The organism is Acidovorax sp. KPB24-07, assembly GCF_057543315.1.
The window spans coordinates 23,242-36,084 of the sequence record NZ_BAAJYS010000007.1 but is presented as its reverse complement, the minus strand read 5'-3'; the positions used below and the strand labels follow the sequence as shown (position 1 = coordinate 36,084).

Below are 12,843 nucleotides of genomic sequence, written 5' to 3'. Positions count from 1 at the left end.
AATTGCCGGTAGTAGTTTGTCGCCACACCTTGTCGGCACCGTAGACCTGAATGTTGGCCTGCCAGACGCGCTGAATCTGCGGCATAAGCATCTCGTCGCGTTTGGCGCGGGCACAGCGCCTGTGGGGCTCGCGCAGCAGCGCGGCATGGCGCCTATACGCCGACGGGGCAACCTGCAGGACCTTGCAGAGCGGCTCGACCCCGAAGGCTTTGCGGTGCTGGTCTATGAAGGCTTTTACGACTTCAGTCGGCGGTCGAGCTCCGCCTGGGCGAAAAACGCGCTGGCCAGCTTCAGTATCTCGTTGGCCCGGCGCAGCTCCTTGACCTCGCGCTCGAGCTCCTTCATCCGCTGCGCCTCGCTACTCGTGACGCCTTCGCGCGCACCAGCATCGACCTCGGCGCGCTTGCCCCATTCGCTCAAGGTCTGTGGCACGCAGCCAATCTTGGGCGCAATGAACTCGATGGCCGCCCACAGCGACTGGTTCTCCCCACGCCGCTCCCGCACCATCCTCACCGCGCGCTCGCGCACCTCGGGCGAGAGCTTGTTCGACTTGCTCATGGCTCAATCCTCTCAGAGTGTTGAGCCTCCGCAGAAACCGGGGCGGTTCAAATTGTTCAGGGCGGACTATTTAGCTTTACGCATTGATGATGCGACTGTAAGCCGCCCAATCGATAGCCGGTACTGACCCGAGGCTCTGCAATCTCGCGAGAAGGCGAAAGAGAAAATACATCATTGCCGCCGGCTCAGACACCAGATGGTGGGTGTCTCCATAGCAGTCGTAGCAGCCGTGATCCAGGGCACATACGCAGTCGAGGGCCGAATCGGATTGGCCGAGGTGGCCCAGGAAGATGCTATCCAGACCATTGACCCAACCTGAGCGTGGCGCGAGCAGCCCTGCGAGGATGCGGAAGTGCGGCTTGGCCTGGTAGGTACCGCCAGCGTGTGAGATGGCCACAGAAGTCCGGGTCATGCTGCGGACAGACGCTGCCTTCTTCTCCGCATACTCGATGTATCCCTTGTTGACCTCAGGCTTGCACTCGAATATTGCATAAACTGCCTCGGCTGGAATGTACCTATGGTTCTTCTGGTCAAGCAGGGTAGGCGTGAAATGCCGGTCAAAGATGACCACATCGATCTGATCGCTGCGATTTCCCTTCGAATCGATGATGATGCCGGTTGCGACCTCGTAGCGGTTTGGTAGGTAGGAGCGCAGCAACTCCAGCCAGTGCTCCTCATTCACTGAGCCCATTGTTCCCGCGTGGCTGATGGACTGCGTGGCGAGCGCCATCTGGCTACCGAGTGCGGTCTGGACATTTGCGAAAGCTTGCTTGAGCCAGCTGGTGTCGTTGACAGCGGCATTGAGTCCGGTCGGTGTGTTCAGGGTTGGATTCTGGGTCATAGGTGCGCTTTACGAGAGTGGAAATTTGGGGCCGAACACGGCGCGCCACGCCTTCAACGCCTCGCCGTTCTGCCCCTTGCGAGCCAGGTGTATGGCATTGGAGGCCTCGCGGCTCGCAGCGAGAAGCAGTTGTTGTGCACGGTCCTTTCTCGCCGCATCCATCCCGTCGCTGATAGGTGTTCCAAGTCCCGCAGGATCGGCCCACTCGTCCTTGATGCGATCAGCGAGGGATGAGAACATCGCTTGCAATTCATAATCAAAGCGCCCCTGCCAGCCGCCGTGCAGGCACTCCAGCGCCATTACCTCGATAAGGAATGATGGCTTTACAGGTTTGTCTGTGCCATGCTTAGAGTTGTTGTTCCAGTACTTGACCATCCGCACCAGTCCTTTCCACTCCGACGAGAAGGCTTGGTGAGCATCCCGCGCCTTTTTCGCGTGGGTCTCGGGGTTGGTTTTCATCCATTTGCCGGTGTCATTGTTTGGAATTTCGTAGTCGCTGCCGACCGCTACTGCAGGCACTACATCCACGCTGACGACTCGGTAGTCCGTGTTGTCCTCTGCATCCACGACAACGCCGAAATTGACGCTGACTGAGCGACCTTGTTTGCGTACAGCCTCCTTTCCGTACTTCTCAGCCAGCGCGTTGTAGAAGTCTTCCAGAACCACAGAGGGTGCTTGGGGTCGGTACTTCTTTTCCTCGGAGTCAGACAGTACAAAGAAGATGTCAATGTCCTTCAGGGGCTTGGTCTTAGTGTGCCGCTTGTAAGAACCAGTCAAGAAGTCGCGCTGGATCGAAAATCTGGAGCAGATGTGCTCACGAACTTCGGTGTGGCGCTTGGAAGCGTTTGCTTGCTCGCGGTCGTTCAGCTCAAGCCTGGACTTGAACTTTCGGAATGCATCGTCGAGGGAAATCATCAGCGGTTCCTCCAATACGCGGCGCTCGCCCCGAGTCCGCCATGTTCGAGAGTAGATCCAAGAGTCTGGCGCACCATGCCTTCGGTTGAACGTGAAGTGGCCGGACCCCAGCCAGCGACATCCGGCCGACCAGGCTTGATCTTCAGCATGATCTCGTAGCTGGCGCTCTCAGGTGCTACGCCGGCCTTCCTGATGGCGTACTTCAACTGCTCGGTGTCGGTGTAGAACGAACCATCGCCATCGCTCCACTGGTAGATGATGTCCAAGTCCCAGCGGACGATCAGCGCGTTCGTCGCCGGGTTGAATATCTCCAACTCGACCCGTTCAAGGTGCCGGGATTCGATCCAGGTCTTAATGGCGCGGTGCTTGCTATCCCAGCTGTTGACCAAGTTCGCTGGAGAAAGTCCGCTCAGGCGGATGATGTCCTTAAGGCTCTTGAGCACGTTGTCGGTGACGTAGGTGACCGAGTGGGTGTACGAGTAAACGGAAACAGTACTCATGGCTTCAAGAACCCCTGCAAGTCAAGTGTTACGGCGGAGGCGATCGCCGACTTCTTGTCAGCGTCAAATTCAAAGCCGTCCGCTGCATCACGTGCGACCACCCGGTTCGTCTGTTCTTTCAGAGCGGCCTGAACCCAGGTCAGATCCTCAGCAGCAACGGCGACGGATACCTGCCAATCGCCCTTCGTGGCATCGAACCCCAGCTTTGCTTCGTTGCTAGCGGACTCATCGAGCGCGTCGTCGTCGTACAGGCAGTAGATGCGGGTGCGCGGTCCGTCGCAGGTGACGATGATTGGACTAGATTGCGGCACTTGGTCTGTGATCACGCTCGCCACAATTCCTGTGACGCTCAGGAGTTCCTTGCGGGCCGCAGTAGTGGGGCTGCTGGCCGTGATCAGGCCCACGATGGCGCTCCACGTCGCTGCCGCGTCCCTAGAAGGGACACTGCGAAAGTCTCGGCGGACGGTACTCATTCGTGACCTTCCTTACGAGAGCGCGCCAATTTGGCATCCGTCGCGGCAGCGAGCAAGTGGGCAGCTGTCAGCTTGTTCGGATCGGCTGCAACCTCGCGGCTCATAGCCATCGCATTCACCACCATTTTGCGCAGTGCACGACCGTCCAGGCCCTGACAAGCGCGGGCAATCTTGGCCATGTCCTGGGATTTCGCGATGGTCTCGATGCCTGGGAACTGGCCTGCCAAACCGGTCAGGCATTGCTGGAGGATCTGAACTACGGCGTCTTGGCCGGGTGGGGGCACTTCGATGACTAGGTCGCAGCGTGACGTGAATGCATCGTCAATGGCTTGGGGGAAGTTGCTAGTGGCGATAAACAGGATGTTTGGATTGCGGTCTGCCAGCGCATCGAGTTGGACGAGCACCGCATCTGTAGCGCGATGAATATCGACTGGATTTGCCTCCAAACTCATCCTTGAGCGGTCTGCAGCCAAAGTCTCGACCTCATCCAAAAGAACCACAGTCGGCCCATTGTTCGCCTGTTCCGAGATTGTCTGGGAAAACAGCTCGCTGACTGCGCGCTGCGTTTTACCCATCGCCGAGCTCGTCAGTGCATGGGGGTCGACTTCGACCAGGCGGGGCTTGGCCTTTGGCATGAGACCCGCCAGTTTGCTGGCCAGACCCCGCGCCAACGAGGTCTTCCCTGTGCCTGGGGGTCCAACCAGAAGGATCACCCCATGCATCGGCAACTGGTCGCGCGAAACCTTGGGGCGTAGGGAGAAGTTCAAGATAGCCTGAGACAGCAGGCGCTCCTTAATGTCTGGGGCCACGATGATGCTGTCCCAGAGTGCGTCAAGCGTTGCGTGCGGAAGCACTCGGATAGCGGATATGCCCCGCGGCAGGTCTTCGGGGCGAACCAGATGTTGTACTGAGGTATTGGCGTTCAAGTCTGTCCCGTCCTTATGAGGACGCCGTTGTTGTGGTGAACAGAAGTTTTCCAGCAGTTGGGAAAGGGTTGGTGGAAGACCGATTCAGGTGTTGGGGCCACTGCCTTGCTCGGTTACACGTTTCCGTAAAGGCGCCTTGACATCCTTGTCCTGACCGGCTTGTGATTAAGAAAGCTGAACCGCATGCCCCCAAAAATCTTGCACGTCTTTGTGAGATGCTGCGATTCTCTGAAAAGCGCTACTCCGGGGCCCCCATGATTCGCATCGCCATCATTGAAGACGTCCAGGAGGACAGCGACAACCTGAAAGCGCTGATCTTGAACTCGCTGCAGGCTGACATCAGGCAGGCCTATTCCAAGGCGGAAGCAGAAGCGTTGCTGAAAGAAGAAAAGTTCGATCTGGTCCTCATGGATATCGAGCTGGGAACCGGTGCGAGGAATCGCTATGCTGGACTTGGGCTGCTGAGCGATATTCGCGCGAACTGGCCAACGATCGTCGTATCTGGAATGCCGGAGGACAACCTCAGGGGGTTGGCGCTCACGCTGCATGCATACGACTTCATTGCAAAGCCGGTTGATGAGCAGGATCTCATCAACAAGATCGAACACGCGCTCGAATGGTCAAATTCAGAGGCCGGGAAAGACCTGACTACTCAGCAAGGGTTGCCGGATGGTCTGACCGCTGACCCTCTACGGAAGAATCGCTACCTTTGGAAGGGAAACGCGGTGGCGCTGACGATGACACAGCTCAGCATCCTGCAATGCTTGATTGAACGACCTGGTACCGTAGTGGAGACAAGGAACCTATTAAGGAACCTGAAGTCGGGAATGTCAGCCAAGGCAATTGCAACTCAACTGTCAAACGTGCGCACTAAGTTTCGCGAGTTCGACCCCGATTTCGACCGAATTGATAACGAACCCGGCCGTGGCTACTTCTGGAAAACTACACCGTAGTCACTTGCCGCAGTGGTGGCAAAGTTGGGACTTTACCCTCACCACTCTCGCGCTCCTAGCCCTCCTCATCGTCATTTTGGGCGGGGCAGTCTTTGACATCAGCATCTCGGCGCACAGGAAAGAGCAGCTGGTTCAAGAGTCGGAGCTCAATGGACAGCTTGCCCAGTTCCTGCTCAGTACACGTGAACCTGATGGGTCGTCGTTGCTTGAGAACCCCGCGGAGTTTTCGGCGGTTTCTCGAGCGCTGAACGTCATCACGTTGCGTCGCTCGTTCTTCTTCTACCTGCTCCAGACGGGCAACGCAAGGGCGTTCAAGACTGGAGACATCAACTTCGAGGCGCCGAGAGCCTGCCAAGTGGAATATGCCGGTAGTCGGCGGGATGGACCGCTCGCGGGAAACCTGCGTGCCTGTTTCGCAGCAGTGCCAGGGGACCAGACTGGGCGCTATGTGTATTTCTCTTTGCGCTACCCTTCCAGCAAGATCGAGCGCCACCGCCCTGGCCGCCAGCTCGCAGAGGTGAATCGTGTAGCCCTCACGTTCGGCGGGCACCGAGAGAATCATCTCACTCTTGCCTATCAAGTTCCTCCGCTGGCCCGCTCGCGGTATCCCTCACAACTGTCCCGCTTCGAGCAGGTCCACGAGCTTGCCGGATTCGTTTCAGGAGAAGGAGGCTTGCCCTCCCGATTCGTTAATGGGCAGGCATTCGAAAGCCAGGTGGAAGAGGATGGAAGCGCGCCGCAGAGTTTCGTAACGGTAGTAGGCCGACTTGACTCATCGCTCCTGCTGTCAACGGGTTCTGACGAAGCATGGCCCTCAACTGCTCTGAAGCAAATCGCGATCGGTGTGAGGATCTATGACAAGGCATCAACTACCTCGGACACGGAAATTCTTTTTTGATGTGCCTCCTGGAAAAGCTGGCACTCCGGTTGTGTCTCTGACACAGGCTTATCTATCAGCGGTTCCATCACGCGCGTCTTTACTGGTCAGCTCCATTGGCTCTGGCGGTGCTCGGCGCATTCTCTGGCGATCTGACGATGCAGGTATTAGCCAGTCGACGACGCGGCTTGGTGGGTGGTGGCAAGACATCGCTGATCATTGGTCCGAGTTCATCATCTCCAAAGGAGTTCTTCAAAGTGAGCCCGTGCAAGCTTCCCAAAACATGCGAGTTGGCGGAATTTTGAGTGCCCGAGCGACGCTCACCGCTACGCCATTCACGCTGCCCGACCTTGCTACACGTGCGTTCACATGGGTTTCAGCGGCAGTTGGACTCATTGTGGTCTTGGCCATTTACTGGGGGCACAATGCACTGAAGCTACGTCGTCTTAGAACGGTGGCTTACGCAATGGCTGTGCGGCCCGCTGGCGGGGGCGATCTGAAAAAGTTCGCCGCACCCAACGAAATTGGTACCTTAGCGCGCGTTTTTCACCTTTTGCTGAGACGCAATCGATCCCGGGATGCAAACTTAGTCAAGCGGCTACGTACTCAGGAGCTACGGCGCGCTGAAAGCCTTCGGTTAGCGGAGGCTCATGTACAAAATAGGAAGGCGATTTTGGATGCCATCGGACATGAGATTCGAGCTCCGCTTAATTCTCTGGTGAACATGACGAAGGATCAGCATGCCGCTCAGCAAAAGCTCGCGCGCATTCGACGTGCAGTGGAAGCGCTTCATGAGGCGACTAGCGTTGAGGACGGACTTCGGTCAGGCGAGATCGCGATGTCGCCGCATGACCTGGCGGATTGGCTCAGGCGGTTCGCCCACAACCTGAATCAAGACGGCAGAAACGTGAAGTACGTCGGTCCTGATCACGAAGTCATGGTGCAGATGGACTCCATTCAGTTGGAGCAAATCTTGGATAACCTTCTCGACAATGCCCAGCGATACCGTATAGCTGGCAGTAGCATCGAGCTGGGATTATCGAAGTCAGATGACCTTGTGGAACTGACCATCTTCAATCGAGGAGATCCCATTCCAGAGGCTGATATCGAAAGAATCTTCGATTTGGGTGTGTCCGACAGTGAGGCACCAAGCAACAGTGGAATTGGGCTTTTTGCGTCGCGCATCTATGCATTGGCTATGGATGCTACTCTTCGCGCCCGCAACGAGCCTGATGGCGTCTCATTAGTATTGGAGTTTCCACACCAAAGTCGAGATTGAGTGATCGCCTGATCAATTGATCAGCGAGTAGCAGATTTTGTGGTACCAGCCCGACTGGCTCTACGCCGCGTAGAAGGCCAACCAACTGTCATTCTTCCCCGAGTGTGATCTAACTAGTCCGCCCTGAATAATTGAGTTTTCAAGCGGTCGTATGCGACAGAACACGCAAACGCTGGATTGCCACTGCCAAGACGGCAGTCAGACTGATACCCACTCGGGCGCAGTACAGCCGCAGCGGCCAGAATCAGGCGCAGGTTGTGCCCGGCGCCGCACATCACAGCATGCAGTGCATCGCCCAAGGCGCCCTTGAGCGGGTTGCGGCCCAGCCGCCCGGCCATCTTCATGTGCCCGATGGCCGGTTCGATGGCTTCCAAGACAATGACTCCATGGATCAATACACACTGGCCTGGACCCGCTGCCCAAGGAAACCCGCAAGGAAGTGTTCCTCGACGAGATGAACCAAGTTGTGCCCTGGGCAACGCTGGTGGCCTTCATTGCCCCGTTCGCCTCAGGTGCACGCTAGGCCCCGGGTGGCCATCCCCCGTTTCCGATCAAGACCATGCTACGCATCCACTGCCTGCAACTGTGGTGGAACCTGAGCGATCCGCCATGCAAGAAGAACTGCACGAGCGGCCGCGCTGTAGCGCCGCTTTACCGGTCTTGATGGTGCAGCGCGCATGCCCGATGAGACGACGATCCTGCGGTTCCGCCACCTGCTGGAGAAGCACCAACTGCCGCTCCCAGGTGCTGGCCGCCATCAACACCGGATCAGCCCAGCTGCTTATTCCGGACGCGCCTGAGCACTGAGTCCATTTCGACCTGACCACTATGCCGGCACCGATGACAGATCGCCAATCCCACTGTCCAGGCGCTCCTCTAGGGCAGAATTCGGCCAGGAGCTGCTGGTCAACTCAGTTGAAAGCGGGCGCTCAACGTTCGAGCTAAGCGGGCGACGACGGCAGGGTGCCAGGCCCGGGCTGGTGAAAATGTACCGCGTACCACCAGACCGGGCCTGGCACCCTGCCGTTGGCGCTCCGCTTGAGCGAAGGGTTAGGCCGCTCCCGCCGAGGGCCTAAGGTTGGAGGCGAAGAGCTCTGACGAGATTGCACCAGGGTCGAAACCAAGTTCGGCATACGTGTAGATGACGATCTCGGGTTTGCGATCCAACTTGTCAAGCTCGGCCGCCGTGAATGGGAGGTCGCAGATCTGCTTCATGCTCTCCTTTGGCACCACGAAGATCAGGATGCCTCGTGCCCTGCGGCCTGTGATTAGCTCGTAGGTTGAAGTAGCGGCCTCGACTTGTCGGACCCAGATCGGTGCATCGAGGTAGCGCTTCCTAAGCCACCGAACTTCGACGATCAAGTCTTCCGTGAGGTCGTCGTCTTGCCTTACCGCGTCCAGTTGCACCGAAACCTCGCCACGCGAGAACTTTGGCTGGCGCTCGAGCAGCAGTCCTATATCTCGTTCGTATCTCGTAAGCGCGATTTGCTCTAGCGTCAAATACATCAAGTTCGCACGACGAGTCACGCTCTTTACAGGTAGCCCAGGGTCGGACTTCTGTACAGGAGGCACAGGCGCTTGGCTGTCTTGGTCGAGGCTTTTGCCTTGTGCAATAAGGTCCTCCAGGCGTCGCACTCTCTCGGCTAGAGCGGATGAGTACGTGTTCTGCAGAAGCTGCTTGTACTCGCGTAGCGCCTTCCGATCGATGACGCCAGCATGAGCCATCTTGTGGTGCTTGTCGCAGAGAAGTACAAGATTCTCCACGCGGTTGTCAGCGCGGTTCTCGTTTATGTGGTGAATCTCGAGATAGGTATGTTCTCCGCACCTCGTCACGGCGCACGCATGGCCTGACTCGACTTCGACCGCGCGTCGCAGGTCAGCTGGTATGGGTGGTCGTGGTTCGTCGTACTTGGGCATGGAGTGCGCCGGACTGTCAGTTGAGCGGCCTAACTCAATGTAGACGGCAAAACGCGGTTGATACATCCGGGGCGTGACGATACATCTTTTGAGAAAAAGTCTAGCAACCCGTTTGCCTGTTGGCTTGCGAACCTGGTTGCTGTGTAAATAAACAAGTATAAATTTCTCATGATTGAAGCCTCCTCGAAATCTTGATCCAACTGGGAGTAGAGAATCCAAACCCATGGAGTCTCTACATGAAGAAATCCAGATTCACTGACAGCCAGATCGTTGCGATCCTCAAGGAGGTCGAGCTTGGCGGCAAGGTTGGCGAGACGTGCCGCAAGCACGGCATCAGCGAGCCGACCTACTACAAGTGCAAGAGCCGCTTCGCCGGCATGAACGTGTCGAGCCTGGCGCAACTGCGAGAGTTGCAGGACGAGAACGCGCAGCTCAAGCGCATGTACGCGGAGCTGGCGCTGATGCACAGCGCGCTCAAGGATGTCATCGAGCGAAAGCTCTGACTCCGGAGCGCCGCGAGCAGGTCGTGCAAGCGCTGATGGCGGACCATGGCTTGAGCCAACGTCAAGCCTGTCGAGCCAGCGGGATCGCAAGATCCACCTTGCGCTACGGGGCCGTGGCTCGCGACGATTCCGGGGTGATCGAGTTCCTCGAACAGCACATCGCGGTGAACCCGCGGCATGGCTTCGGCCTGATCTACGACAGCGCTCGCCATCAAGGCAACCCATCCACACGCCGGTCTGCAGCCCGCAGAGCAATGGCATCGCCGAGAGCTTCGTCAACACCTTCAAACGAGACTACGTGGCCCGCATGAACCTGCGAGACGCTCGGACGGTGCTGGCACAGCTACCAGCGGCCTTCGAGCACTTCAACGAGGTGCACCCGCATTCGTCGCTGAAAATGCATTCACCTCGTGAGTTCAGGCGCCAGCAGGCCGCCCGCGTGCGACTGGAGCCATCGGTGGATCAGGCGCTTTATTGCGAATAGGACGGGGCCGGGAATACGGGGGCAACATCAGTTCAGCGTTTCACCTGTTCATTTGGGGCGAGCACCCCGAATGACAGGAGCCAACGCGTCTATCGCGCTGGCCAGCAATGTCACGCCCTGATCCGTTCCGTCCCAAGCACTCCCCAGTGCTCGTTGGATCCGAGGGTCGGCGGTCAGCCTGCTGATACCTGAGCCTATGCCAATATTTGCATACTGGAGAGCGAGCCTGACGTGAGGGGTTAATGATTTAATTCGGCCAGTCAGGAATTTTGAAATGGTGTATTGAGGTACGCCCGATATTCTGGATAGGCCCATTTCAGTGTTACCGGGGCGCGCCAGATAGGCGGCCAGAAGTGTGCGAGCTTGCACGACTTCGATGCCTGGCTGGGTTGCTATTCTTGGCATAGCGGCATATCATAGCGTTAATGAAATGAGGGCTCAAGGGCCAGCCTACCGGCCTAAACCAAAACGGCACACATGCGCTACCGCCTGACCCGATCCAACAAGACCCGACGCGCGCAGGTCATGACCCCACCGACGCTCGCGCGCCGGCTGGTGGGTTTGCTGTCAGGTCAGGGGGGTGCTTGGTTAGAGCTTGGTTCGGGCAACGGCCGAATTGCCCAAGCGTGTCTAGACACGTGCAACCCGAGCTCTTTTGTGGGCGTCGAGTTGGACAAGCGATTACTGCAAGGCAGCCCAAGTGATGTTCGCGCCACCTTTGTGCAGGGCGATGTGCTTTCACCCACCGGTCTTGCAGGGCTTCTGGACGAGCAGCAGTTTTCCCGGGTTACCGGCAACCCCCCTTACGGCATGCAGGCCCTGAGCCGCAACGCCCAGTCACGAATTGCCGAGCTCTGCCCTGGAATCCCGCAGATTGCGAATTGGGTGCAACTGGACCTGTACTTCGTTCTTGAATCACTCGCACGACTGAAACGACCAGGTGAAGCGGCGTTCATCGTTGGAGCTCCCATTGCGGAGGACGCCAGGCTTAAGGCATTCCGCCAGACGCTGATGCTCGCAGCAAGCGAGGTCGAGTGCCACGAACTGCCTGCGGACGTCTTTGACAAAAAGGCGGAGGTGCAGTCTTTCCTGCTGGTGGCGCGTTTTGGAGCGACCCGCCTCAAGAACGTTCGCTTGGGTAAGATGGCCGGTGAGGACCTTCATGTGGTGGCCGAGCGGTGGATCAGCGCTGAGCAGGCGATCCAACGACTGGATTTTGCGTTTCACGAGTTCCATGCGCTCAGCGTAGCCCTTCGCAGCCAGTCCGGCTGCCGCACGCTGGAGGAGTTGGGCGCAACGGTGGTGCGCGGTAGCCGCACGCGCGCACAATTCGACAAATTGGGCATAGAGTCGTTCCACACCTCAGACTTCCCGCAGCAAGGTACTGAGGTGCGCTTTGCTCGCGGCCCCGATCACGGCTTCCAGTCGGCGACGGCCAGCGATATCCTGCTGCCACGCGTCGGCACCCGTGTCATGGACCGCCAGGCCTTGGTCGTCAAGGGCCAGCGGCACTACACCGAGGCCGTGTACCGACTGCGTGTACCGGCGCGCCACCACACCCAAGTGGCTGACTGGGTGCTGAGCGAAGCAGGTACCAACTGGCGTCAGGCCGCCGCCAAGGGGTCGTGTGCCAAGCACATTACCGTCGCGTCGCTGATGGAAATGCCCGTCCCCGCCCGCCAGTAGGCAAGCGTTCAGAGCGAGTCGATTTCGTACCAGTGGCGGCGATGAACCCCGAAGGTGCGCTCGGGCTTGCGTACAGGGTGGTCGAAGATCGGTGACAGGATGTCGTGATCAAGCCGGAACAGTGCCGCGCCCAGAGCCATTGGCTTTGTGCCAAAGGGGGCGACGAAGAGGCGGTTGGTGCGACCCGACGCCATACCGGCGTGGGCATCCCTGAGCAACATGTAGGCCGCACGCGGGTTGTTGGCCCCGCAATACAGCACCGTTGTGTTTTGGCGCTCAAGCAGACTGGAGTTGGCCATCAGCGCGTGCAGGTCCCAGCTTGGTTGGAACGGCGGTACGCCGAACACGATGCTCACCTTTTCATAGAAATAACCATCGTCAGCATCGAGCACGCGCATAAGGCGATCGCCCTCGAAGCCCAGGAAGGCCACGAGGTGAGCCTTGTTGGAGCTGCTGAGCAGCCGGGTAAAGGGCGGCAGTTGCAGGTTGCCCAGAAACTTCTCGCTGAGGTCGAAGGCGTTACCCGGCACTACCGACATGTTCGGGGCGCGCTGCTTGTAGCCCGTGGGCTCGACATAGAAGAAGCCGCACCGAGGGCGGTCATGCTGCATGCGGTAGGCGCTCAGCACATAGAGGATCTCGGGGAATTCCATGGTCGTCGCATCGATCACGAGCGACCGCGCGCGGAACTTGCGGAACAGGTCCTCGAGGTCGTCTACCCGGAACACTTCATCCCCCACCGTCAAGCTGAACTTGGAGGGGTCGTAGCGAACCCTGTAGCTTTTCTGAGCGGCCGCGCGCGTCAGCGCCGCTGAATGTCGGCTACGGTCGTCCAGATCGTCTCGCCCATAAAAGCCGACGTCGAACTTGCCAACTTGGCCAGCCTCCAGTTCGCTTACCACATCCTGTCTGATGAATTTCATGCGGCAGC

General features: G+C 58.3%; 12 protein-coding genes, 4 pseudogenes and 1 other annotated feature. Of the genes and pseudogenes, 7 read left to right on the top strand and 9 right to left on the bottom strand.

Features of this window, described 5'->3' with window-relative positions; all coding sequences use genetic code 11:
- Positions 1-16: 16 nt before the first annotated feature.
- From AC27IQ_RS02280 to AC27IQ_RS02255, 6 genes and pseudogenes are all read right to left on the bottom strand, one after another.
- A pseudogene (locus tag AC27IQ_RS02280) lies at positions 17-558 on the bottom strand (transposase family protein); the annotation flags it as partial.
- Positions 164-280: a sequence feature (AL1L pseudoknot), on the bottom strand. (Overlaps the previous pseudogene by 117 nt.)
- A 76-nt stretch (positions 559-634) precedes the next feature.
- On the bottom strand, positions 635-1,399 hold the full coding sequence (locus AC27IQ_RS02275; protein ID WP_487087923.1) for a DUF6602 domain-containing protein: 765 nt from the start codon (positions 1,397-1,399) through the stop codon (positions 635-637).
- 9 nt (positions 1,400-1,408) lie between these two features.
- Entirely contained in the window at positions 1,409-2,314 is a 906-nt protein-coding gene (locus tag AC27IQ_RS02270) for a CBASS oligonucleotide cyclase (RefSeq protein ID WP_487087921.1), read from the bottom strand.
- Positions 2,314-2,814 (bottom strand): HORMA domain containing protein, encoded by a 501-nt coding sequence (locus AC27IQ_RS02265; RefSeq protein ID WP_487087919.1) that lies wholly within the window; start codon positions 2,812-2,814, stop codon positions 2,314-2,316. Before AC27IQ_RS02265 ends, AC27IQ_RS02270 begins: the two co-directional genes overlap by 1 nt.
- Positions 2,811-3,218, bottom strand: a complete 408-nt coding sequence (locus AC27IQ_RS02260) for a hypothetical protein (protein ID WP_487087917.1) — start codon at positions 3,216-3,218, stop codon at positions 2,811-2,813. The genes AC27IQ_RS02265 and AC27IQ_RS02260 overlap by 4 nt, the downstream gene beginning before the upstream one ends.
- 65 nt (positions 3,219-3,283) lie before the next feature.
- Positions 3,284-4,213, bottom strand: a complete 930-nt coding sequence (locus tag AC27IQ_RS02255; RefSeq protein ID WP_487087915.1) for an AAA family ATPase — start codon at positions 4,211-4,213, stop codon at positions 3,284-3,286.
- 254 nt (positions 4,214-4,467) lie between these two features.
- On the opposite strand from AC27IQ_RS02255, the gene AC27IQ_RS02250 reads away from it, so the two are divergent.
- The 3 genes from AC27IQ_RS02250 (at position 4,468) to AC27IQ_RS02240 (ending at position 7,322) form a co-directional block, all read left to right on the top strand.
- Positions 4,468-5,166, top strand: a complete 699-nt coding sequence (locus AC27IQ_RS02250) for a response regulator transcription factor (RefSeq protein ID WP_487087913.1) — start codon at positions 4,468-4,470, stop codon at positions 5,164-5,166.
- The gene (locus tag AC27IQ_RS02245) at positions 5,138-6,064 is read left to right on the top strand and encodes a hypothetical protein (protein WP_487087911.1); all 927 of its coding nucleotides are present in this window, start codon (positions 5,138-5,140) and stop codon (positions 6,062-6,064) included. The genes AC27IQ_RS02250 and AC27IQ_RS02245 overlap by 29 nt, the downstream gene beginning before the upstream one ends.
- A 244-nt stretch (positions 6,065-6,308) precedes the next feature.
- Positions 6,309-7,322, top strand: coding sequence for a sensor histidine kinase (locus tag AC27IQ_RS02240; RefSeq protein ID WP_487087909.1), 1,014 nt, complete (start codon positions 6,309-6,311; stop codon positions 7,320-7,322).
- Between the two features lie 113 nt (positions 7,323-7,435).
- Here AC27IQ_RS02240 and AC27IQ_RS02235 read toward each other — a convergent pair.
- A pseudogene (locus AC27IQ_RS02235) lies at positions 7,436-7,690 on the bottom strand (hypothetical protein); the annotation flags it as partial.
- Between the two features lie 26 nt (positions 7,691-7,716).
- Here AC27IQ_RS02235 and AC27IQ_RS02230 point away from each other — a divergent pair.
- Positions 7,717-8,056: pseudogene (locus tag AC27IQ_RS02230) on the top strand (transposase); the annotation flags it as partial.
- Positions 8,057-8,372: 316 nt separating this feature from the next.
- Here the strand turns inward: AC27IQ_RS02230 and AC27IQ_RS02225 are convergent.
- Positions 8,373-9,239: an HNH endonuclease signature motif containing protein gene (locus AC27IQ_RS02225; protein ID WP_487087907.1), complete on the bottom strand. Its 867-nt coding sequence runs from the start codon at positions 9,237-9,239 to the stop codon at positions 8,373-8,375.
- A 236-nt stretch (positions 9,240-9,475) separates the two neighbouring features.
- On the opposite strand from AC27IQ_RS02225, the gene AC27IQ_RS02220 reads away from it, so the two are divergent.
- The 3 genes and pseudogenes from AC27IQ_RS02220 (at position 9,476) to AC27IQ_RS02210 (ending at position 11,912) form a co-directional block, all read left to right on the top strand.
- The gene (locus AC27IQ_RS02220) at positions 9,476-9,742 is read left to right on the top strand and encodes a transposase (RefSeq protein ID WP_487087905.1); all 267 of its coding nucleotides are present in this window, start codon (positions 9,476-9,478) and stop codon (positions 9,740-9,742) included.
- Between the two features lie 217 nt (positions 9,743-9,959).
- Positions 9,960-10,226: pseudogene (locus tag AC27IQ_RS02215) on the top strand (integrase core domain-containing protein); the annotation flags it as partial.
- 477 nt (positions 10,227-10,703) lie between these two features.
- Positions 10,704-11,912, top strand: a complete 1,209-nt coding sequence (locus tag AC27IQ_RS02210; protein ID WP_487087903.1) for a hypothetical protein — start codon at positions 10,704-10,706, stop codon at positions 11,910-11,912.
- 8 nt (positions 11,913-11,920) lie between these two features.
- On the opposite strand, the gene AC27IQ_RS02205 is transcribed toward AC27IQ_RS02210, so the two are convergent.
- Positions 11,921-12,835, bottom strand: coding sequence for a hypothetical protein (locus AC27IQ_RS02205; protein WP_487087901.1), 915 nt, complete (start codon positions 12,833-12,835; stop codon positions 11,921-11,923).
- Between the last annotated feature and the right edge of the window lie 8 nt (positions 12,836-12,843).